The sequence below is a fragment of the Sphingobium sp. AP50 genome, from assembly GCF_900109095.1.
Taxonomy (GTDB): domain Bacteria; phylum Pseudomonadota; class Alphaproteobacteria; order Sphingomonadales; family Sphingomonadaceae; genus Sphingobium.
Map to the genome: position 1 here is coordinate 135396 of NZ_FNYZ01000013.1, position 22274 is coordinate 157669.

Annotated in this window: 15 protein-coding genes; 13 read left to right on the forward strand and 2 right to left on the reverse strand. The window is 62.1% G+C overall.

Annotated features, from left to right (window positions below; genetic code table 11):
- Positions 1–323 precede the first annotated feature (323 nt).
- Positions 324–1214 carry a LysR family transcriptional regulator gene (locus BMY84_RS19365; protein ID WP_093085826.1) on the reverse strand — a complete coding sequence of 297 codons (891 nt, stop codon included), beginning with the start codon at positions 1212–1214 and terminating at the stop codon, positions 324–326.
- A gap of 89 nt (positions 1215–1303) precedes the next feature.
- Here BMY84_RS19365 and BMY84_RS19370 point away from each other — a divergent pair, with 89 nt between their 5' ends.
- The 13 genes from BMY84_RS19370 (at position 1304) to BMY84_RS19430 (ending at position 20767) form a co-directional block, all read left to right on the forward strand.
- Positions 1304–2014 carry a CoA transferase subunit A gene (locus BMY84_RS19370; RefSeq protein WP_093019288.1) on the forward strand — a complete coding sequence of 237 codons (711 nt, stop codon included), beginning with the start codon at positions 1304–1306 and terminating at the stop codon, positions 2012–2014.
- Positions 2014–2883: an HAD family acid phosphatase gene (locus BMY84_RS19375; protein WP_093085827.1), complete on the forward strand. Its 870-nt coding sequence runs from the start codon at positions 2014–2016 to the stop codon at positions 2881–2883. Before BMY84_RS19370 ends, BMY84_RS19375 begins: the two co-directional genes overlap by 1 nt.
- 2 nt (positions 2884–2885) lie before the next feature.
- Positions 2886–3521 carry a CoA transferase subunit B gene (locus tag BMY84_RS19380; protein ID WP_093085829.1) on the forward strand — a complete coding sequence of 212 codons (636 nt, stop codon included), beginning with the start codon at positions 2886–2888 and terminating at the stop codon, positions 3519–3521.
- A gap of 9 nt (positions 3522–3530) precedes the next feature.
- The gene (locus BMY84_RS19385; RefSeq protein ID WP_093085830.1) at positions 3531–3971 is read left to right on the forward strand and encodes an HIT family protein; all 441 of its coding nucleotides are present in this window, start codon (positions 3531–3533) and stop codon (positions 3969–3971) included.
- Positions 3972–4028: 57 nt separating this feature from the next.
- Positions 4029–5324 (forward strand): glycosyltransferase family 4 protein, encoded by a 1296-nt coding sequence (locus BMY84_RS19390; protein WP_093085832.1) that lies wholly within the window; start codon positions 4029–4031, stop codon positions 5322–5324.
- A 135-nt stretch (positions 5325–5459) separates the two neighbouring features.
- On the forward strand, positions 5460–7088 hold the full coding sequence (locus tag BMY84_RS19395; protein WP_093085875.1) for a capsular polysaccharide export protein, LipB/KpsS family: 1629 nt from the start codon (positions 5460–5462) through the stop codon (positions 7086–7088).
- The gene (locus BMY84_RS19400; protein ID WP_093085834.1) at positions 7081–8364 is read left to right on the forward strand and encodes a capsule biosynthesis protein; all 1284 of its coding nucleotides are present in this window, start codon (positions 7081–7083) and stop codon (positions 8362–8364) included. The genes BMY84_RS19395 and BMY84_RS19400 overlap by 8 nt, the downstream gene beginning before the upstream one ends.
- 64 nt (positions 8365–8428) lie before the next feature.
- Positions 8429–9517, forward strand: coding sequence for a mannose-1-phosphate guanylyltransferase/mannose-6-phosphate isomerase (locus BMY84_RS19405; protein ID WP_093085835.1), 1089 nt, complete (start codon positions 8429–8431; stop codon positions 9515–9517).
- 342 nt (positions 9518–9859) lie between these two features.
- Positions 9860–11635 (forward strand): glycosyltransferase family 2 protein, encoded by a 1776-nt coding sequence (locus BMY84_RS19410; protein WP_093085837.1) that lies wholly within the window; start codon positions 9860–9862, stop codon positions 11633–11635.
- Between the two features lie 5 nt (positions 11636–11640).
- Positions 11641–12873, forward strand: a complete 1233-nt coding sequence (locus tag BMY84_RS19415) for a glycosyltransferase family 4 protein (RefSeq protein ID WP_093085838.1) — start codon at positions 11641–11643, stop codon at positions 12871–12873.
- On the forward strand, positions 12873–14051 hold the full coding sequence (locus BMY84_RS19420) for a polysaccharide pyruvyl transferase family protein (protein ID WP_093085840.1): 1179 nt from the start codon (positions 12873–12875) through the stop codon (positions 14049–14051). The genes BMY84_RS19415 and BMY84_RS19420 overlap by 1 nt, the downstream gene beginning before the upstream one ends.
- Before the next feature lie 112 nt (positions 14052–14163).
- Complete coding sequence (locus BMY84_RS19425) at positions 14164–14805, forward strand: class I SAM-dependent methyltransferase (protein ID WP_093085841.1); 642 nt, start codon at positions 14164–14166, stop codon at positions 14803–14805.
- A gap of 514 nt (positions 14806–15319) precedes the next feature.
- Positions 15320–20767: a glycosyltransferase gene (locus tag BMY84_RS19430; RefSeq protein ID WP_256215317.1), complete on the forward strand. Its 5448-nt coding sequence runs from the start codon at positions 15320–15322 to the stop codon at positions 20765–20767.
- Positions 20768–20813: 46 nt separating this feature from the next.
- On the opposite strand, the gene BMY84_RS19435 is transcribed toward BMY84_RS19430, so the two are convergent.
- On the reverse strand, positions 20814–21920 hold the full coding sequence (locus BMY84_RS19435; RefSeq protein ID WP_093085844.1) for a hypothetical protein: 1107 nt from the start codon (positions 21918–21920) through the stop codon (positions 20814–20816).
- Positions 21921–22274 lie beyond the last annotated feature (354 nt).

Genomic DNA, 22274 nt, shown 5'->3' on the forward strand with positions numbered 1-22274 from the left:
GCGCGCCTGTTGGGGCATGGCCACGCGCCGGGTGGGCGGGCGTTACGCGCCTGTCGCGCGTTCGTTTCGCACCGGGGTCGGATGAGGGTGAGAGGTGCTGATCGGGGGCCATCGCCCGAGTAGATCAGAGCCGGGGCGAGTAGGACAGGTGGGGTGCTCATCACCGGTCGGGAGCGGCCTTTTTCTCCCCTCCCATTTAGGGAGGGGGCGGGGGTGGGTACGCCGCGCAGCGGCGCTCTTCCGTCGAAAGGTCGGAAGCTCGCTTCGCTCGCACCCACCCCAACCCCTCCCTTGAAAGGGAGGGGCTTATATTTTGTAGTGCCTCACTCTCCCCTCTCACCCCGCAACTCCAGACGGCTCGCCCGGTCGAAAATCGCCAGGACCAGCGGGTCGGCTTCGGCGGCGCGGATGGCGGCGTGGAAATCGATGGAGGGCATGGCGGGGGCGCCGGGGACCGGGAGGAGTGTGCCGTCCGCCAGTTGCTGGCGCGCCATGGGACGGGGGAAGATGCCGATGCCGCCGCCTTCCTGCACGATGTCGATCATGGTGCGGACATTGTTGCACAGGTTGAGCGGACAATCGGCCAGGTCCGATGCGGCGATCGCGTCCTTCATGATGCGGTAGAGCGGGGACAGGTTGGTGAGCGACCAGATTGGCGGGCGAGTGGCGCCCATCGTCGCGACGGTGGTGGGGCTGGCGAGCCAGAGCAGGTCGACGCTGCCGATCGGGGCGGTGCGCAGCATCGGATGGGCGATGCGGCCGGCGGCGAAGGCGATGTCGGCGTGGCCGGAGGCGAGTTGCTGGATCAGGTCTGCGGTCAGGGCGATGTCCACTTCCAGACTGACCTGCGGCAGGTCGCGGCCCAATTGCGCGACGAAGCCGGGCAGGCAACTGGCCGCCGCAATCTCCCCTGCGCCGATGCGGATGATGCCGGTGGCGCCTGCAATGTCGCTGCACCCCAGCAACACGCCCTGAAAACGTGCCCAGAGCGGCTCGCTTTCGCGCACCAGTTCGCGCCCGGCGGGGGTGAGTGCCATCGTCCGTCCATCACGCCGGAAGAGGGCTGTGCCGAGATGATTTTCCAGTTCGCGCACACGGGCGGAAATGGCGGGCTGGGTCGTGTTGAGGCGCGCCGCCGCCGCCGCGAACGTGCCCAGCCGGGCGATCCAGAGCAGCGTTTCCAAGTGATAGAAGGCGATGCGATTGATAGACATTGTTTGTGCTTAACCGAAAAAACAAATCATTGGTATTGATTGGTCGGCCTGCATAGGGTGGCGCGAAATTTCAGGAAGGATGGATGCCGATGGCCAGGAAGCTCTACCCCGATGCCGCGTCTGCGCTGGACGGATTACTGTTCGACGGGATGCATCTGTGCGCGGGGGGCTTTGGCCTGTGCGGCATTCCCGAACGGCTGATCGACGCAATCCGCGATTCGGGCGTCAAGGATCTGACCATCGCCAGCAACAATGCCGGGATCGATGGCGAGGGGCTGGGCAAGCTGCTGCGCACGCGGCAGGTGAAGAAGATGATCTCCTCCTATGTCGGCGAGAATAAGGAGTTTGAGCGGCAGTTTCTGGCCGGCGAACTGGAGGTGGAATTTTGTCCGCAGGGGACTCTGGCCGAACGATGCCGCGCGGGCGGGGCGGGGATTCCCGGCTTCTACACCAAGACCGGCGTTGGCACGCAGGTGGCCGAGGGCAAGGAAGTGAAGAGCTTCGACGGGCAGGATTATATATTGGAGCGGGGCATCTTTGCCGATGTGGCGATCATCAAGGGGTGGAAGGCCGATGAGAGCGGCAACCTGATCTTCCGCAAGACCGCGCGCAATTTCAACGCGCCGATGGCGACGGCGGCGAAGATCTGCATCGCCGAGGTCGAGGAAGTGGTGCCGACGGGTACGCTCGATCCCGATGCGATCCACCTGCCGGGCATTTATGTGAAGCGCATGATCATCGGCGCGCCCTATGACAAGAAGATCGAGTTTCGCACGACGCGGGCGCGGGAAGCGGCCTGATGGTCATGACGAAGCGCGCTTTTTCGGCGTTGCTGCTCGCCCCGCTGGCGGCTTGCGCCACGGTGCCGGCTGCGCCGGTCGCGCCTGCCAATCCGCCGGCGGGGATGCAATATCTCTACGGGTCGGGTGAGGGCGCGGCGATTTCGGTGCAGGCGTGGAATGCGTTGCTGACCTATGCGGCGGTGACGGTGAAGGCGCGCCCGGTGAATAGCGTGGTGTTGGCGGAGGGGGCCAGTCTGGCCGCGCCTTCATACGTGCCTTGTGGCGACAAGCCGTTCGCGGCGGTGTTCGACGTTGATGAGACGGTGATGCTGAACACCGGCTTCGAATATCATGATGCCAGGACCGGCAAGGGCTATAATCCGGCCGATTGGGATGCGTGGGAAAAGACCGGCGAAGGCGCGGTCGGGCCGGTGCCGGGTGCGGACCATGGGGTCGCGGCGCTGCGGGCGCTGGGCGTGACGGTGATCTTCAACACCAACCGGTCCGCCGCCAATGCCGATGCGACCGCGCGCGCGATCAGGGCGGCGGGGCTGGGTGAGGCGGTGCATGGCCAGACGCTGTATCTGAGTGGTGACGACGCCATGGGATCGCGCAAGGATGGTCGCCGCGCGACGATCGCCACCAAATATTGCGTCATCGCCATGGGCGGCGATCAGCTGGGCGATTTTTCCGACCTGTTCAACCTGAACAAACCGGCCCCCGGCCCGCGCCGCGCCATGACCATGCAGGCGCCGGTTGCGGGGCTGTGGGGCAATGGCTGGTTCGTGCTGCCCAACCCCGTTTATGGCAGCGGGCTGGTCGGCGGCTATGACGATCTGTTTCCGATGGACAAAAGGTGGGAATTGCCCGCCAAAGCGGAGAAATAAGGATGCCCTGGACTCGTGACGAGATGGCCGCGCGGGCGGCGAAGGAATTGCAGGACGGTTTCTATGTGAATCTGGGCATCGGCATCCCGACGCTGGTGGCGAACCATATTCCCGATGGCGTGGAAGTAACGCTCCAGTCCGAAAATGGCATGCTGGGCATCGGCCCTTTTCCCTATGAGGGTGAGGAGGATGCGGACCTGATCAATGCAGGCAAGCAGACGATCAGCGAATTGCCGCAGACCGCCTATTTCTCCAGCGCGGACAGTTTCGCGATGATCCGTGGCGGGCATATCGACCTGACCGTGCTGGGCGCGATGGAAGTCGCGGAAAATGGCGACATCGCCAACTGGATGATCCCCGGCAAGATGATCAAGGGCATGGGCGGCGCGATGGATCTGGTCGCGGGCGTCAAGAAGATCATCGTGGTGATGGAGCATACGTCGAAAAATGGCGAGGCGAAGTTCATTCCCGAATGCACCCTGCCGCTGACGGGCAAGAATGTGGTCGACATGATCGTCACCGACCTGTGCGTATTCCAGCGTCCGGATCATGACAGCCCATTCAAGCTGGTGGAACTGGCACCGGGCGTGACGGCGGAGGAAGTCGCTGCTAAGACGACCGCCCATTATAGCAGCTAAGGGCAATCCATGAGCCTCGACGGCACGTATGACGACGCCAATATCTTTGCCCTGATCCTTCAGGGCAAAATCCCGTCGACGAAGCTCTATGAGGATGACACGACCTTCGCCTTCCTCGACATCATGCCGCAGACGCGGGGGCATGCGCTGGTCATTTCCAAATGGTCCAAGGCGCGCAACCTGCTGGAGATGGAAGACGAAGCGCTGGGCCAGGTGATGGCGACCACCAAGAAGGTCGCCACCGCCATTCGCAAGGCGCTGAACCCCGACGGCATCCAGATCGCCCAGTTCAACGGGGCGCCGGCCGGGCAGACGATTTTCCACCTGCATGTCCATATCCTGCCGCGCTGGGAGGGGGACCCCAAGGGATTCGCCGCCCATGGCGCGGGGGCACAAGCGGACAAGGATGATTTACAGGCGCTGGCCGACGAGATTCGCGCGCAATTCTGATGGCGCTTTCCTTCGAAAACAGCCTGTCGGCCAACAGTCTATTGGACAGGCGCTGACATGGCTTTGCGTCCCTTCCAGGCGCCCGGCGCCCGGCTGGCCCTGCTGTCCAAGCGCGCCAGCACGCACTTCGTTGGCGCGCGCGGCGAGAGCGAGGTCATATTGGATGTGTCGCGCCTGTTGTCGCGCGCCTTCCATCCCGCGCCGACCGGGATCGACCGGGTCGAATATGTTTATGCCCGCGAGTTGCTGGAGCGGATTCCCGACCGGCTGGCCTTTGCGGCGGTGCATCCGGCCGGGGGCTATTATGGGCGGTTGAGCAGCGCGGCGATGCGGCAATTTCTGGCCTTCACGGCGGCGAAATGGCGCAATGCGCGGTCGACCGATGCGGGGGAGGGCAAGGCGGCGGTGATCCGCCATATGTTCGCCACGCGGCCGCGCCCGGTGCCGCGCGCGACGGGGCCGCGCATCTATCTGCAGGTGTCGCCGCATCATCTGGATGATGAGGCGCAGGTTGGTGCGATCCTGCGGGCCGAGGGCGCGAAGCTGGTGACGCTGGTACATGACGTCATTCCGCTGAGCCACCCCGAATTCGCCCGGCCGCAAGGGGCGGACGAGCATCTGAAGCGGGTGCGCACGATCGACCGCTATGCCAGCGGGATCATCGGCAACAGTCAGGCGACGATCGACGCGCTGGCGCCGCATATGCGGCGCGGGCTGGACGGGCGGGCGATTCGTGTCGCCCATTTCGGCGCGGACCCGGCCGATATCTTTTCCAACCGGCATGATGATGTGCCGGAGCGGCCCTACTTCATCTATATTTCCACGATCGAGCCGCGGAAGAATCATCTGTTGCTGCTCAACATCTGGCGGCGGCTGGTCGACCGGCTGGGCGATGCGGCGCCGGTGCTTGTGCTGGTGGGGCGGCGCGGCTGGGAAAATGAGAATGTCATCGACATGCTGGAGCGCGGCGAGGCGCTGCGTGGCCATGTGATAGAGGCGGGCGAAGTGTCCGATAATCGGATGCAGGCGCTGGTGGCGCAGGCGCGGGCGATGCTGATGCCGTCCTTCATCGAAGGATTCGGCATGCCGGTGGTCGAGGCCCTGACGGCGGGCGTGCCGGTGATATGCAGCGATATCATCGCCCATCGCGAGGTGGGAGGCGATGCGCCCGATTATCTCGATCCGCTCGACGGCATCGGCTGGATGCGCGCAATCGAGGCCTATAGTTGCGCGGATTCACCGGAGCGGGTGGCGCAACTGGGCCGGATCGCGGCCTGGCGCGCGCCGACATGGCGGGACTATTTCGATATTATCGGTGAACTGATCGAAGAAGTAACAGCCTCTGTTTCTTGATTTTCCTGTGAGACACTCACATGGATAGGCGACGATGGAGGACAAGGCCATGGCCCGTGCAGGGGCTGCATCCGGCACCATGATCGACGCCGCGCGATGCGGACGGACAGCGCTGTCGGCATGCGTCGGTCAGCCATGACGGCTGCGCCCTTCCTGCGATCGCCGCCTTTTGCCGGTATCGCGCCGTCGGTGGCGGCGATCAGCGTTTCGGATAGTGATGTCGCGGCAGAGCCGGTCGACGATGCGCTGATCGCGCGAATCGCGCAGGCGCGGGTTGGTGGCGACTTTTGGGGCGATCGGCCGACGGGTGTGCGATTGCTGTTGCGCGCGGGCGTGCCGGTTTCGGGCCATGCGCTGGAAGGGTTGCTGCCGCAGGAAATCGGTATCCTACCCGGTGGTGGCGCTAGCGCGGTGCAGGGGCGGATGCTGCCGGCTGGTTGCGATCCCTGGGCGCTGGTGGCGCAGGCGCGTGCGGTTCATGCAGCGCCTGACGACGAACTGGCGCTGATCGCCGGGCTGCTGGACGTGCCGGTATTCGGCGCGGATGGCGAGCCGGTCGATCCCGCGAGGCTGCGTGCGGAGCTGCGGACGCGGATCGGCGCTGTCCGCTATCGCGATTGCTTTACCGGTGCGCCGGTCGATGCGGCGCAGGCGGTCGAGCAGCTGGCCGACTGGCGACGGCATATGGAAGGCAATCGCGGCATCGTGGCGGCCAGCGGCATGGCCTTCTGGAAGCGCGAAGCGATTCGCCATTTTCTGTGGGATGGGCGAAGTGCGCCACCCTTCCTGTCGGCCGTTCGGGGCATGCGGCGGGCGCGACAGCAGGGCGGGGCGCTGGCGATCTGGCCATCGCGCGTGCCGCCGACCTTGCCGCAGGATGCCGCCGCGCAGGGGGTGACGGTCGCGCGGGTCGAGGATGGTTTCCTGCGGTCGCGAGGTCTGGGCGCGGCGCTGCATCCGCCCGGTTCGGTCGTCGTCGATCGCAGTGGCATCTATTATAATGCGCGGCGGCCGAGCGATCTGGAAAGTCTGCTGGCCAATCATGAGTTTCCGCCGGCGCTGGTCGACCGGGCGCGGCGGTTGCGCACCCGCATCTGCGCGGCGGGCATGACCAAATATGGGCCGGAGGCGGGCGAGATGATCGGCCTGCCCAAGGGGCGGCGCACGGTGCTGGCCGTGGGGCAGGTGGATGATGACCTGTCGGTGCGGCTGGGCGGTGGCGGCGTCGATGGCAATCTGGATTTTCTGGCGCGGGTGCGCCGGGCCGAGCCGGACGCCTGGATCGTCTATCGCCCGCATCCCGACGTGCAGGCCGGGCATCGCAAGGGACATCTGCCAGACGCGGCGGTGCTGGCCCATGCCGATGCGATCGACACCGGCGCGCCGCTGATGGAGCTGGTGCAAACGGTGGACGAAGTGCATGTCCTGTCGTCCCTGACCGGGTTCGAGGCGCTGATGCGGGGCCGTTCCGTAACGGTGCATGGCATGCCATTTTATGCAGGATGGGGGCTGACCCGCGACCTGGCGAAATCGACTGGTCGCCGTGGCCGTCAACTCACCGTGGATCAGCTTGTGGCGGCGGCACTCATTCTCTATCCTCGCTATATCGATCCCGTTACGCGATTGCCCTGTGGTCCTGAAATCATGGTGGACCGGTTGGCGAACGGATCGATGCCGCCGGTGACGTTTCTGATCCGGCTACGGATGCTACAGGGGAAGTTGCGCCGATTTATGACTTTGTCCGCCGAGTTCCTTCATGGCTGAAATGCCATCCAAGACATTCCTGTTTCTGCAAGGGCCGCACGGCCCCTATTTCGCGATGCTGGCACAGGCGCTGCGCGACCGGGGCCATCAGGCGCTGCGCATCAACATCAATGGCGGCGACAAGATCGACTGGCCGGGCGAGGCGACCGACTATCGCGGCACCTTTCGCAACTGGCCGCTCTTCTTCGACGATTTCGTCGTCAATCAGGGTGTGACCGATCTGGTCCTCTATGGTGACTGTCGACCCTATCATGCATCGGCGCATGGCATGGCGCGGTTGCGCGATGTGCGCGTGCATGTGGTGGAGGAAGGCTATATCCGGCCGGACTTCCTGACATTGCAGGATGACGGGGTGAACGGCAATTCGACCCTGCCGCTGGATGCCCAATGGTATCGGGATCAGGCGCAGGATCTGTCGGACGGCGGCGAAGAGGCGCTGCCGCGCGTGCCCTCCACCTTCCGCAATCGTGCGCGCAACACCATGCGCAACGGATTGGCATCGGCGCTGATGCGGCCTTATTTCCCTTTCTACACCACGCATCGGCCGCACAGTTTCCTGATGGAATCGGTGGCCTGGTGCTGGAAGCTGGTGCGGCGCAAAAGCTATGACCGGCGGTCGCGCGAGGAATGGGAGAAGGTCAAGGACCAGCCCTATTTCACGCTGCCGTTGCAGCTCAATTCCGATTATCAGATCCGCATCCATTCGCCCTTCGGCAATATGCGGGCGGCATTGCGCTTCGTGATCAAGAGCTTCGCCCGGCACGCGCCCGAGGGCGTGTCGCTGGTGGTGAAGCGCCATCCGCTCGATCCGGGGCTGGTCGGCTGGAACGGGCTGACGCGGCGACTGGCCCGCCATTATGGCGTGGCGGACCGGGTCATCTATCTGGCGGACTGGGACATTGCCGAAGTGGTGGACAAGTCGCTGGGCGTCGTGACGGTCAACAGCACGGTCGGGACGCTGGCGCTGAACAGCGGCAAGTCCGTGATGGTGCTGGGCCATGCGGTCTACAAGATTCCCGGCGTGGTCCATGGCACGGGGCTGGACGATTTCTGGAGTGCGCCGCATCAACCGGACATGGGGCTTTATGCCGCGTTCAAGCGGGTGCTGATCGACCGTTGCCTGATCCGTGGTGGTCTGTTGAGCGATGAAGGATTGGAATTGCTGGTGGCCAATGCGGTCGAGCGGCTGACCCGCCCTGATCGCATCGGGCAGGGGGTAATGGAATTTCCGCTCCGTTCCGCCAGCAATGGTCGGCTGAGCCTGCTGGCCAGCTGATCCCCGCGCCGCATCCGGCAATATTCACCGCGAAATATTTACGTCTTCGCTTTAAGGGCTGTTCATGCTCATCTATCCCGTAATTCTTGTCGGCGGCTCCGGAACCCGGCTGTGGCCTTTGTCCACCGCCGATCGGCCCAAGCAATTTCTGCCGCTGACGTCTGACCGAACGATGATGGAAGAAACGCTGAGGCGGGTGTCCGATCGTCCCGGTTTTGCAGCTCCTATTTTGGTGACGGGCGAGCGTCATGTAGGGATATTGGGCGATCTGCTGGGCGCGACGGGGCTGGCGGCGTCCGCGATATTGGTGGAGCCGGAAGGGCGCAACACCGCGCCGGCCTGCGCCATGGCGGCGCAATGGATTGCGGCGCGCGATCCCGATGCGATGATGCTGGTCATGCCGTCCGACCATGTGATCGGCGATCTGGCTGCCTTCCATCAGCGTATCGCCGATGCCCTGCCGGTGGCGCAGGCGGGGCGGCTGGTGACGTTCGGCGTACAGCCCGATCATCCCGCGACCGGCTATGGCTATATCGCCAAGGGCGAGAAGCTGGCGGGCGACGCGGACATCTACGAGATAAGCGAGTTCGTCGAAAAGCCATCGCTGCCGGTGGCGCAGGCCTATCTGGACGGCGGGCGGCATAGCTGGAATGCGGGCATCTTCCTGTTCACTGCCTCGGCCTTTCTGGCGGAACTGGAGGCGCTGGCTCCCGATGTGGCGGAACCGATTGCGCAGGCGATGGCAGAGGCGGCCTGCGATGGCGGGCTGACCCGGCCCGATGCCGCCAGCTTTGGCCGGGCAACCAATTTGTCGATCGACTATGCGGTGATGGAAAAGACCCGGCGCGCGGTGGTGGTGCCGGTGGATATCGGCTGGTCCGACGTCGGCTCCTGGGATGCTTTATGGGCCATCCGGGGGCAGGACGAGCATGGCAACAGCGTCACCGGGCCGGCGGCGATCGAGGATGGATCGGGCAATCTGATCTTCGTTGACGGCGGGCCGCCGGTCGGCGCGCTGGGCATTTCCAATTCGGTGATCATCTCCACGGCGGAAGCGGTTCTGATCCTGCCGCGCAGCCGGTCGCAGGAGGTCAAGGCGATCATGGAGGCGCACCGGGCGCTGCATGTGGAGCGTGGAGACGCAAAGGTCTGAAGCCGTAGCGCTCCACTGGTCGACGCCGCCCGTCAACCTGCGGCGAGCGTCGGGATTTTGAATTGACACGCCCGGCGTTATCGGCTGAACGTCCGGTAATCTAAAGACCATTTGCGGGGTTTGGGACTTGCTGCTGTGGAAAGGCTTGATTGTCCGCGACCCTGAGGGCAGCGCGACGCCATTTCTGCCCATTGCCGCTTCCAGCGCATCGACAGAGCGACCATCCGGCTTGGCCGGGCCTGTGTCGGCTTGGGCATGCGCACGCATGTCCGGCAATCTGTGAACCGACGATATCGGACCCGAGCCGCCATCAAGGCAGTCGGGTAGGGGGAAGACATATCAATGGTGGGTTTCCTGAACTTGAAGAAGCAGGGCGGGCAGCGTGCCGCGCACGGAGACGTGCAGGATGCACTGTTGCCTGGCGCACCGCCGATCATGGTGGAGGAGGGCGGCCTGATGGCGTCGGGCATCACGCTCGACACGATCTTGCTGCTCAATCGCGGCCTGACGCTGAAGGGCTGGCTGGTCGGCAGCGACCAGATCGAGATACTGCGCGATGGCGAGCGGGTGCGCGCCCGGGTGTCGCGCCAGCCGCGGCCCGACGTGCAGGCCGCGCATAGCCATCTGACCGATGAAAATTGCGGTTTCGACATATTGGTGCAGGATGCGCGGCCCGGCCAATATCATGTGCGCTGCCATAATTTTGGAGGAACCGGCCTGGTACGCGATTTCCTGTTGGCGATCGAATTCGGATCGTCGGATGCCACGCCCACGCTGGCAGCTCTGCCCCGCTATTTCGAGGATTCGCAGTCGATCGTCTGTGCGATCGACAAGGCGTTCCATATGGGCGAAGGTGGCCTGATCGTCTTTGGCTGGATGGCGGACCTGCATGCGTCGGTCCAGTCGATCAGCTTCCATAGCGAACGCGGCGGGGCGGTCGACGTGACCGACAAGTTCTTCCGTCTCGCGCGTATGGACGTTGCCGCCAACCTTAAGACCCGTTTCCCGCAGGTCACGGAAATGACGGGCTTCGTCCTGCGCGTCGATGGCGAGGTGAACCCCAATGAAGTTCACGCCCTGTGCTTCGACTGCGGCGATCGCGGCAAGGCCTGGCTGCTGGTCGATGTGGATGCGGAGGCGGGATCGCCGCTGCAACTGGTGAAGGACGTGCTGACCTTCGTCCCGGCGCCCGATCGTATTCGCTATTCGCTGTTCGACCTGTTCGACAAGATATTGGGCGAACCGATCAGCGCGATCTCCCCAGAGATCAGCCGGTTTCGGCCGCAGGCGCAGGTCAAGCAGTTCGGCTCCTTGCCACCGGTGGCCGACGTGACCGTCATCGTGCCGCTCTATGGCCGGTACGACTTCCTGAAATATCAGATGGCGAAGTTCAAGGACGACCCGGATTTCGCCCGCACCGACCTGATCTACGTCGTCGACGATCCGGATATATTGAGCCCGACGCTGGAAATGGCAGCGGCGCAATATGACCTGTATGGCCTGCCGTTCCGCGTGGTCTGGTATAATCGCAATATGGGTTTTGCCGGCGCCAATAATATGGGCGCGCTGTTTGCCGTAGCGCCCAAGCTGTTGCTGCTCAATTCGGACGTCATCCCGCAGAAGCCGGGCTGGCTGACCGACATGATGCAGACGCTGGACGAACCGGGCGTCGGCGCGGTCGGCCCGTTGCTCCAGTTTTTCGACGGATCCGTGCAGCATGCCGGCATGCGGCCGAAGGAAGATCTCTATTTCCCTGGTTTCGTGCTGAACGTGCATCCCGGCAAGGGTGCGCCCTGGTGGGGATCGGAAGACAGCTATGACGTGCCGCTGCTGACGGCGGCCTGCCTGATGCTGCGCACCGCGACCTATCGCGAACTGGGCGGCCTGGACGAAGGCTATATCATCGGCGATTTCGAGGACAGCGACCTGTGCCTGAAGCTGCGTAAGCGCAAGCTGAAGCTGGTGCTGAACGCCAAGCCCAAGCTGTGGCATCTGGAACGCCAGTCCCAGAATTTGCAGAGCATCACGTCCTATCGACACTTGCTGACGCTCTATAATGGCTGGCGGTACAAGAAGAAGATCGACAGCACCGAACTCGCGGACCCGTGGGAGAATTAATCCAGATGCGTATCGCGATATTCAGTCACGCTCACCCCAATTTCAGCAAGGGCGGCGGCGAAATTGCCGCTTACTCCCTGTTCGAGGGTATCAATGCCTTACCGGGTCATGAGGCCTGGTTCATCGGCCGTGCGGAGCAGCAGATGCTGCATCTGGGCAGTCCGGTCGCGTCGCTCAACGCGCGGGAATATCTGATCGGCGGCAATGCCGATATTCCCCGCCTGACGGCAACTATCGCGCTGGGCGAAGACAGCGACTTTGCCGATATGCTGCGCACGATCGACCCGGACGTGATCCATTTTCATCACTATGTCTTCCTGGGGCTGGAGATGATCCATGCTGCCAAGCGTATTTGTCCGCGCGCGAAGATCGTTCTGACGCTGCACGAGTTTATCGGCATCTGCCTGAACAGTGGCCAGATGATCAAGACCGATGGGCGGCTATGCTATCGGTCCAGCCCGCGTGACTGCCATGGCTGTTTCCCGCAGACGTCGATGGAGGATATCTTCCTGCGCGAAGTCTATGTGAAATCCTTCTTCGACTTGGTCGATACCTTCGTGTCGCCCAGCGACTTTCTGAAGGATCGCTATGTCACCTGGGGTCTGCCGGCGGACAAGATCATCGTCATCGAAAATGGTCTGGAGGACGGGCATCGCCTGCCGCCGCGCCGCCTGCCCGAGGGCAAGCAGCGGGGACGCTTTGCCTATTTCGGGCAGATCAACCATTTCAAGGGCATCGACCTGATCCTGGAAGCGTTTCTGGGCCTGCCCAAGGCGGTGCGCAAGCAGGTGTCGCTTGATATCTATGGTTCCGGTCTGGAATATCAGCAGGAAGATTTCCGCAACAAGGTGCAAGATCTGCTGAAACAGGCGGACAAGCAGGCCGAGCGCATGGTGCGTTTCCATGGCGCCTATGAACGCGAGGAACTGGGCGGCCTGATGGAAGGGGTCGACTGGGTGGTCATGGGATCGAAATGGTGGGAAAATTCCCCCGTCGTGATCCAGGAGGCCTTCAAATTCGGCCGTCCGGTCATCTGCCCCGACATTGGCGGCATGGCCGAGAAGGTGCAGCCGGGCCGTGGCGGCCTGAATTTCCGTGCGCGCGACAGCCTGAGCCTTCAAAATCTGATCGTGGATATCACCGAAGGGCAGGTTGACTATGACGCGCTCGTCAGGGACATGCCTTCCTTCCTCCGTCAATCCGACTGTGCAGAAGCCCATTTGAAATTGTATAATTGATGAGCAAAATCGTAATACGTGGCGAGCCTTCACGGCTCGGAATTACCAGTCACAAGTCGACGCAAAAGCTGGCGCAGGAAGTCGGGATCAATCCCGGCAACCTGGCCTTCTCCTACGCCTCTGCATTGATCTGTGGCTTTCCGCGGAACGTGACGCTGATCGAGGCGCCGTCCAAGGATGAGAAGATCGGCGTGTTCACGCTCGCCAATTATCTGGGCGAACATTATAATCCGTCGCATTTCCAGGCCTTTCTGGAACGCGCGCCGGACGATTGGCGCGCCGTGGTGCTGGGGCTGGGCGCGCAGGGTTTGCTCGATCGGTTGACGCTTGATCCCGGTGACGTGACTCTGTCCGAAGGACACCTGAGTTGGATGCGCGCGTTGCGCGATCGGTCCGGCGGGCGCGTTAACGTGTCGGTTCGCGGTGACCTGACCTACAAACTGCTCGATCGCTACGGTCTGGCGGACAATGTCGTGGTGACGGGCTGTCCATCGCTGATGCTGTCGCCCGCGCGCGATCTGGGGCATGTGGTGGCTCGGAAATTCGCGGCGCTGGGATCTGACGTGCCGTTGCTGAACGGCACATTGGGCAATCCGTGGGACCCGCGATCGCAGCCGTTCGAGCAGGCGCTGATCCGGCAGGTGGCTGCATCGGGCGGCCTGATGCATGTGCAGATGCAACTGGATCATCTGCGGCTGGCGCGGGGTGACGCGCTGGACGAGCAGACGATGCGCATGTTGAACCGGCAATTGATGCCGCATCTGTCGCTGGAGGAATTCCAGCGCACGGGGCGTCGCCATTTCCATGTCTGGTGGGATGTGCCTGCATGGATGGAGCATCTGACCCGCGCGGATTTCGTGATCGGCACGCGTATTCATGGCACCGCACTGGCGCTTCAGGCCGGCACGCCGGCGCTGTGTGTCGCCTGGGATTCGCGGACCTATGAACTGTGCCGCAGCATGAACATTCCCTATGTTTCGATCTATGACGAGCCATGGCGATCGGGGCAGTTCGACTGGGCGCTGATGCGGGAAAGCTTTGCGGCGCAGTTCGATGCCGACACCTTCGATCGGAACCGTCTGCATCGGGCGCAACAGTTCGTGGAGCTGCTGAAGTCCAACGAGGTGCCGCCGTCGCCGCATCTGGTGAATCTGGCGACGCCGGTAACGGTTGCCTGAGTCATGGGAGATGCTGCCGGCAAGATCGTCTTGACATAAGTTGTAATGCGGGGGCCTTTTAAGGCCTCCGCATTTTTCATGTGGGTTAATTGTTTAATGAGGAGGTAATGCCGTGGAGAAGTCGAGAGCGACACAAGGCATTCTGGATGTCCATGAAAATACCCGCTATTATGACGATGCGGCACAGGCGGAGGCTGTGGCTCTGTTCTGGAACGGGGATTCCGCGTTCCTGAAGATGTTCCGCAAGCTGAAATGTGATGCCATCGTCGAACTGGCGGTAGGCAAGGGGCGGCACGTACCGATGTATATGGATCGGGCGTCCAAGGTGGTGATGGTCGATGCGCTGGCCCAGAATGTGGCGGCGTGCCACGAATTTCTGGGAGATTCGCCGAAGCTCCAATATTATGTGAATAATGGCGTCGATCTGTCGGAACTGCCCGATGCCAGTTTCGATTCCCTCTTTTCCTACGACGCGGTCGTGCATTTCGAGATGCTCGACGTCTGGAGTTATCTCAAGGAAACGGCCCGTATCCTGAAGCCGGGTGGTCGTGCGCTATATCACCACAGCAATTATAGCGAGCATCCGACCCATGTGTGGACGCAAAATCCGCATAATCGCAATTTCATGTCGAATGCGATTTTCCAGCATCTGGCGGATCGTGCCGGTCTGATCGTGCTGGAGCAGGAGCCGATCCATTGGGGGCATGTCGAAAATCTCGACAGCCTGACCTTGCTGGAAAAGCCGGCCGGCTGATCCCGTCGTATTGTTCGATCTGGATCTTTGCAGGGCGCGCTTCCGCAGGGAAGTGCGCCCTGTTGCAATACAGCCTTTGTGGTCATGCGAGGCTGGATTTTGCGGCGGCGGAAATCACCGCTGCGGATTGTCGCTTTGGGCGGGCGGTTGATCGACAGACAATTGTTACCGCATCGCAATAGGTTTCAGTTGCTTTTTGTTGTGCGGTGCACTCAGATGAGTCGTCGGAAATGAGTTTTCGGCGTTTTTCGATGGCGCCCTGCGCAACGTTTCCGTTTCCCTTTGCAAGAAGGGGCAGACGTTTCTGGTTTCGATTATGGCAGGGATGGCCCACGGGCATTCTGGCTAAAACGGATAATGGATTATTGACGGGCTATTCCGAAGACTTGGCGGGTGGAAGCTGATTGCCTTTTAGACAGGCTCCTTCAATATGGACTTGTGGGGTTTTGACGTCATTTAGTTTGATTCGTGGCTATATTTCATTTGGATGTCAGCGGGGGTTAATAGTTTGAACATGGCGCTGCGGGATTGGGACCGTCACTGGCGGCGAGTCGGTCACGGGGACGGGGAATATTCGACGGTCGAAGGCTTTGTCGAATTGGTGGACGTTCAACTCGTGGCTGGCTGGGTCTGGCGTGCCAATATTCCCGATGTCCCCCTGCGCGTCGAAGCCGTTCTGAATGACGAGATTGTGGGTGTGGCACTGGCAGATGTGGCGCGGACCGACCTTGCTGCCGCTGGCAAGGGCATGGGCCGCCATGGCTTCGTCTTGGAATTGCTGCGACCGCTAACGGAAGGAGAGGAGCCGCTGATCCGCCTGGCCGACCAGCGGTCGATAGCGATTGGTGCAACCGGTGTGTTCGTGCTGGCACCTGAGTCTGAAACGGCTGTGGTGGAAGCGGTACCCGCAACGGCTTTCGTGCCGGATCATGTCGAAGGGTTCATTGAATATACGAGCCATGAAGGCGCGACCGGATGGGTATGGAGCGCCGATGCGCCCGACCAGCCGCTGGCTGTCGAAGCGGTGCTCGATGGTGAAGTGATCGGCATGACGCTTGCCGATATCCCTCGCGAAGACCTTGCCGTGGCGGGCAAGGGGGCGGGGCGCCATGGCTTCATCCTGCCTTATGACGATTTCATCGGTGAGGATTCTGACCCCATCGTCCGGTTGATGGTTCGTCCTTCGCTTACCCTGACCGCGCAGGGCGTGGTTGATATGGCGGCTGACGAAGCCCCCGCGCCGCTGCCGGTCGAGGGCTATGTCGAACTTCTGACCCGAGACGGCGTGAGCGGCTGGGTCTGGCAGTCGGATGCACCCGATCTCGCCCTGCGAGTGGAAGCGGTGCTGGACGGTGCCGTGATCGGTTCGGCTTCTGCCGACATGCTGCGCGAAGATGTCGCGGCGGCCGGTATGGGAAGTGGCCGTTATGGTTTTTCCCTGTTGTTCGATGCGCCGATTTCCGGCGATGTGATCCCGACCATTCGTGTTGTCGAATATCCGGACATCATTCTGGGCGGTGCGGCAGGCGAGGTGCATCTGGTCGAAGGCAGCCTGCCTGTTCCGTCGGTGGGTGAGAAGCCGATCGATCCGGCGCTGGTCGAGGGCTATATCGAATTGCTGACGCGCCATGGTGCGACGGGTTGGGTATGGCGGTCGGATGCGCCGGAAGCCGCATTGACGATCGAAGCGGTGCTGAATGGGGAAGTGATCAGCACGGCGACGGCCGACCTGCGGCGTGACGATCTGCTGGCGTCTGGCCTTGGCACGGGCAGCTATGGTTTCGTGCTGAAATTCCCGGCGCCGCTGGGTGGCGATATCATGCCGCAAATTCGCCTGTCGGCAGAGCCCGGCGTGGTGCTGGGCGGTGCGAGCGGTACGTTGGAGATGCGCGACCTGGAGCGCGAGCGGGCCGGAGGACCGGCACCGTCTGCGCAGCCCGACCCATCAGTGGTCGAAGGCTATATCGAAGAAGTGACCCGGCGCGGCGTGACCGGCTGGGCATGGCGTTCCGACGCGCCCGATGTGCCGGTGAAAGTCGAAGCGGAACTGGATGGAGAAATCATCGGTTCGGTTGTTGCGGATGTCGCCCGCGAGGATCTGGCTGCGGCAGGCAAGGGTCGCGGCAACCATGGTTTCATTCTGCGTTTCGATCGGCCGCTTGTTGGCCGCGGCATTCCGCAGGTGCGCATCGCGGATCAGCCCGCGATTGTTCTGGGCGGTGCGGCAGGGACCATCCTGCTGACGGAAACGCCAGGTTCGCCCGCGGCCGATCTGGCATGGAAGAAGCCGGTGCAGGCCGAGCCTGTCCAGTCCAAGCCGGCGGCCGCAGCGAACGAGATTCCCCGTTCGCCGATGCTGACGGTCGATCCGGAACGCGGGCCGAAGCTGAACTTCAAGCAGTTTCATGGCCATGCAGCGTTCGATCCGGCCAAGCCCAATGTGATGGTGGTGGCCCATGCCGCCGCGCCTCATCTGTTCGGTAGCGAGCGTAGCTTCATCGACATGGTGCGGGGCATCGCGTCGTTGGGCTATAATGTCTATGTCGTCCTGCCGCGCAATGCCCCGGACTATACCAACATGTTGCGGCGCTATGCCGTTCATGTGTCGACCTTCACCTATGGCTGGTGGAAGAAGGACGAGGTGATCAGTCCTGATGCGGTCGAGCAATTCTGCCAGATGATCCGCGCGATGAACATCAAGGTGGTGCACAGCAACACGATCATGCTGCGCGAATGTCTGCGTGCCGCGCGGCAGTGCGATGTGCAGAGCATGGTCCATGTCCGCGAACTGATCGATCATGATGCGGCGCTGGTCGATGTCATCGGATCGTCCTGCGACAAGATCATCGACGAAGTCCGGTCCGGCGCCAACTGGGTGATCGGCAATTCGGAAATCACGTCCGAGGTCTTCCGGAAGAAAGGGCGGACCTTCACCGTCTACAATACGGTCGACCTGAAAGAACTGGAGATGGAAAATCCGGTTAGGGACGGCAAGATTTCCTTCGGACTGGTCAGCAGCAACATCCCCAAAAAGGGGCTGGCCGATATCGTCGAAGTCGCCCGCCTGTGCGAGAAGCGTTGCCCCAAGGCCGAATTCGTCATCATAGGTCCCGAGAGCGAAGCGGTAAAGGCGCTGAAGGCGGGGCAGGTTGAGGGCACTGTGCCCAAGAATGTGGTCTTCCCCGGCTATGCCGCCAGCCCCGCTGAGGCGATGGCGCAGGTCAATGTGATCATGAGCCTGTCGCACTTTGCTGAATCCTTCGGCCGGACCGTGCTGGAAGCGATGGCGGCGCGCCGTCCGGTGATCGCCTATGAATGGGGCGCCATCCCCGAACTGGTCGAAGATGGCGTGACCGGGCATCTGATCCCCTATCTGACGCCTGCTGCGGCCGTCGAGCATGTCGAGCGTTTCTGCAACGATCCTTCGCTCGTTCAGTCGATGGGCGAGGCGGGGCGGACCCGGGCGCATGCCAAGTTCGGCCTGGGCAAATATGCCGAGCAGATGCGGGTCGCCTATGACACCGTGTTCGAACAGATCAACCGCCATGCGACGATGACCGGGCCGGTGGTGAAGCCGGCCAAGCTGCCGACGCTCAAGACGGTCAATGACGCTCCGAAGATCGCCTATTTCTGCTGGCACTTCCCGGTACCGTCGGAAACCTTCGTCCTGTCGGAAGTGAAGGAACTGATCGATCGCGGCTATGACGTGATGGTCTTCTGTCGCCAGAGCCCGCACAAGGATTTCGATCCGGGCTTCAAGGTGCGGTACGAGCGTGTCGCCTCCATGGAGGATCTGGCGCAGAAGCTGATCGATACCGGGCGGACGATCGTGCATGCGCATTTCGTCTATCCGACCGTGACCGACATGGTGTGGCCGGCTTGCGAGAAGGCGAACATTCCCTTCACCTTCATGGCGCATGCGCAGGACATCTTCAAATATTCGAACGATGAGAAAAACCGTCTGGCAGAGATTGGCCAGTCGCCGCTCTGTGTGCGGATGTTCACCCTGTCGCAATTCCATCTGGACTTCGTGATCAGCCGTGGCTTCCCGCGCGAGAAGGTGGTGATCAACCCCAATGCGGTCGACACCAGCCGTTTCACCAAGGCATTCCAGCCCGGCAAGGAAGCGCGCACGCAGCGCCGCATAATCGCGGTGCATCGGTTCGTGCCCAAGAAGGGGCTGGACCTGCTGATCAAGGCGGCGCCGGCGATTCGTGACCTGGGCCTGCGGATCGAGCTATATGGCTATGGCGACAGCGAGGCGGAATATCGCGCGCTGATCGACGAACTCAAGCTCGACAATGTCTTTATCTGCGGCAAGCTCAGCCATGATGAAATCCCGGCCGTGATGCAGCGTGCAGACCTGTTCGCCTGTCCCTCCGTGCGGACGGCCGAGGGCGATATGGACGGGATTCCGACCTCCATCGTCGAAAGCATGGCGGCTGGCGTGCCGATCCTGACGACCAATATTGCGGGTATCCCCGATCTGGTGGTGGACGGGATCACCGGCATCATGGCCGATCCCGACCCGCATTCGGTGGCTGACGCGATCCGTCGCTATTATGCGATGCCCGACAATCAGGTCGCGGCGATGATCAAGGCGGCGCAGAAGAAGGCGTTGCAGAAGCATGATGTCGGTCGCGCGGTCGATGTGCTGACGCGCGTCTGGGAAAACCGGACGGTCGATATCGTCATCGTCAGTTGGAACGGGCTGACCGAACTGGAAGGCGTGATCGCGCGCATCCAGCAGAATACGTCGCTGCCCTATCACCTGATCATCTGCGACAATAAGTCGAGCCGCGAGGCGGTGGCCGATCATCTGGACGCGGTATGGGATCGCAGCGAGAATGTGACGATCATCCATAATGACTCCAACGCGATGGTCGGTCCCGGCACCAACGCCGCGGTCGACCAGGGCGTGAGCGATGTCGTGATCTATGTCTGCGGCAAGGAAGGCTTCAGCTTCTCGCAGGGCTGGGAAATTCCATTCGTCCATGCTTTCAAGCATGACGACAAGGTCGGGCTGGCGGGGACGGTCGAGAAATCGCCTACCTATCTGACCGGCGCCGACTATCCCAAGGGCATCCGGCTGTTCGACAAGTTCCGTAACAAAAACTTCGCAACCGACAATCCCGACCGGCCGTTCGGTCATGTACAGGGCGGCCTGTTCGGCATGCGGCGCAGCATGTATGATGAGATTGGCGGTTTTTCCTACACCGTGCCGCACGATTATACCGACGTCGAATATAGCTATTATGTCGAAAGCCGCGGCTGGAAGATGGGGCCGGTCGAGAATATCGTCGCCCTGTTCAACAAGACGCGGCCCAGCCTGTCGCAGCGGTTCGACGAAACGGTCGTGGTTGCGCATCCATGCATGCTGGACGAACTGGAGACGTTCGACGCTGTTCGTGCCGGCAAGCTGTTCCATTGCAATATCTGCGACTGGTTCGGCGAGGCGTTCAAGAATGAGGCGGCCGAATGTCCCAGTTGCGGCAGCGGGCGTAATGACCGGACGCTGTATCGCTGGCTGGGTGAATCGGCCTATATGTTCCGCCGCTTGCCCTGTCTGTCGGTTGGCATCGAAGGGCAGATGGACGCCGTATGGGCCAAGCAGTTCCAGGGGCCGCGCCTGACGATGGATGGCTTGCTGTCCGAACTCTACGCGAAAGGGCGGATGCCGAACAAGGATGGTGGTCTGAACCTGGCGCTGGTGCGGATGGAAGCCGGGGATGCCGGCGACGTCGGCCTGATGGCGCGGGAGTTCAAGCGCCTGCTGAAGCCTCAGACCGGCGCGGCTATCTTTCAGTTGAAGGATGAGCGGGCGAGTTGGGGAGAGTTGGGCGATATCGTCCAGCGGGCGATGGTGCGCAGCGGCTTTAATGGCGGGGTCGAATATCTGTCGACCAGTCGCGCCGTGCAGCATGCCTATTCGCCCATGCTGGTCTTCACGCCGGCAAGTTGACTGTGGCAGTCGTGGACCCGGCCGTAACGGGCCGGGCCCATGCTGGTCAGTCGATATGGACCTTCACCGCGACAAGGTCTTTGCGATCAGGCCCTCTGCCTTGTGAAGGGGAATGATCGGTGTAGATCAGCAGGGCATCCGCATGATCGATCGTATCGAAATTGCGTGACTTGCTGTCCGGATCGAGGATCACGGGATAAATCCAGCGCCTCTGGCGGTTGCCGGGGCCGCCGGAGATGGATGCCCTGGCAATCAGCCGGAGGCCGCTCCAGCGCCGGAGATCGGGGCTTTCGGAGAAATAGAAGCCTGCGCCATTGCCGGGCTGGCTGGCGGCCAACACGGCAATCCAGCGCTTTTTGGCCGGTATCCATGCAATCGAACGGACCGGCTGGTCCAGATTGTTGAGCGTTGCGCAGCGTTGCGCGCTTTGTGCTGTACCCATGGCCAGCGTGAAAGCCTGACCATCCCATCCCCGCCAACTTGCAGGATCGAGCGGATCGTCGCTACGAAGCAGGCAGTTGCCCCGCACCACCCCTTTCGATTCGAGGAAGGCGAGCGTGTAGAAGCCGTCCGCACCGCGCGCGATGTTGCTGGTGGTGAAAGCGCCGTACCGACTGCCATTGGGTGTCCGTTTGTCGCCAAGACTCGCCACAACTGGCCCCTTGCTATAGCTTTGTCCCATGTCGCCGGAGCGTGCGGCGATGATGTCGCCCAGCCAGCAGCTATTGCCGGCAGCGGGGATGCAGTTGCCGGGGCGTTTGTCGTCGGCGATCTCTCGGCTGAGCAGGGCGCCTACCGTGCGGCCATCGGGCGTATAAGTGGCTTCGATCCATGCCTGATCGCCGGCGCCGGCATCGTCGGGCCCAAAGACGGATCGGCAATCTGTCTTGAGCGTGTCGAAGCTGGGGCCAGTCATGGTCCAGTTGACATAGGAGGCCGCGATCAGGCTGATCTGGCCATCGGCACGGCGAAAGGCGCGGACCGGGGCGTCGGGCAGCATGCGCTTGTCCGGGCAGCGCTGGCTGGGCCAGGAGAAGAGAATGCGCTGGTCAGCAGGGGCCATCGTGATGGCGAGCGGCGCGGTTGGCTGGGGAAGGGGGCGGGATGGTGGGGCGCCCATGGGCAGGAGCATGTTCATCAGAATGGCGATCATGGTTAAACTCCGTTGATCATCATATTTTTTGTTATCGTAGATGAATTCCAGCCGAACAAATTTGCCCGTATGAAATTACTCCGGAGATTGAAAGGCTTGGTCTTTGTTGGAGACTTCATGCCAATTTTCCGGCAGGTAGGCGAAAAACCGCGCTGTTCTCGCTATGCGCGCGCGCCGGTGGCGGACATGTGGCATCTTTCCGCTGCACTGCAAAATGAACGCAACTCAGCATCGCGGTTGCAAGCGGTAAAACGCTCGGTTAGAGGACATGCTATCAGGGTACTGATACCGCTCCTCCCACTCAACGATTGTGGATAGTAATGAAAAATCCCTATTTTTCCTCGCGTCCTGGTT

Bases quoted from the DNA above. Each gene is read 5' to 3' on its own strand.
- BMY84_RS19390 (WP_093085832.1), top strand. From the start codon at position 4,029: ATGGCTTTGCGTCCCTTCCAGGCGCCCGGCGCCCGGCTGGCCCTGCTG.
- BMY84_RS19410 (WP_093085837.1), top strand. From the start codon at position 9,860: ATGGTGGGTTTCCTGAACTTGAAGAAGCAGGGCGGGCAGCGTGCCGCG.
- BMY84_RS19370 (WP_093019288.1), top strand. From the start codon at position 1,304: ATGGCCAGGAAGCTCTACCCCGATGCCGCGTCTGCGCTGGACGGATTA.
- BMY84_RS19395 (WP_093085875.1), top strand. From the start codon at position 5,460: ATGACGGCTGCGCCCTTCCTGCGATCGCCGCCTTTTGCCGGTATCGCG.
- BMY84_RS19415 (WP_093085838.1), top strand. From the start codon at position 11,641: ATGCGTATCGCGATATTCAGTCACGCTCACCCCAATTTCAGCAAGGGC.
- BMY84_RS19365 (WP_093085826.1), bottom strand. From the start codon at position 1,214: ATGTCTATCAATCGCATCGCCTTCTATCACTTGGAAACGCTGCTCTGG.
- BMY84_RS19420 (WP_093085840.1), top strand. From the start codon at position 12,873: ATGAGCAAAATCGTAATACGTGGCGAGCCTTCACGGCTCGGAATTACC.
- BMY84_RS19400 (WP_093085834.1), top strand. From the start codon at position 7,081: ATGGCTGAAATGCCATCCAAGACATTCCTGTTTCTGCAAGGGCCGCAC.
- BMY84_RS19430 (WP_256215317.1), top strand. From the start codon at position 15,320: ATGGCGCTGCGGGATTGGGACCGTCACTGGCGGCGAGTCGGTCACGGG.
- BMY84_RS19405 (WP_093085835.1), top strand. From the start codon at position 8,429: ATGCTCATCTATCCCGTAATTCTTGTCGGCGGCTCCGGAACCCGGCTG.
- BMY84_RS19385 (WP_093085830.1), top strand. From the start codon at position 3,531: ATGAGCCTCGACGGCACGTATGACGACGCCAATATCTTTGCCCTGATC.
- BMY84_RS19380 (WP_093085829.1), top strand. From the start codon at position 2,886: ATGCCCTGGACTCGTGACGAGATGGCCGCGCGGGCGGCGAAGGAATTG.
- BMY84_RS19375 (WP_093085827.1), top strand. From the start codon at position 2,014: ATGGTCATGACGAAGCGCGCTTTTTCGGCGTTGCTGCTCGCCCCGCTG.
- BMY84_RS19435 (WP_093085844.1), bottom strand. From the start codon at position 21,920: ATGATCGCCATTCTGATGAACATGCTCCTGCCCATGGGCGCCCCACCA.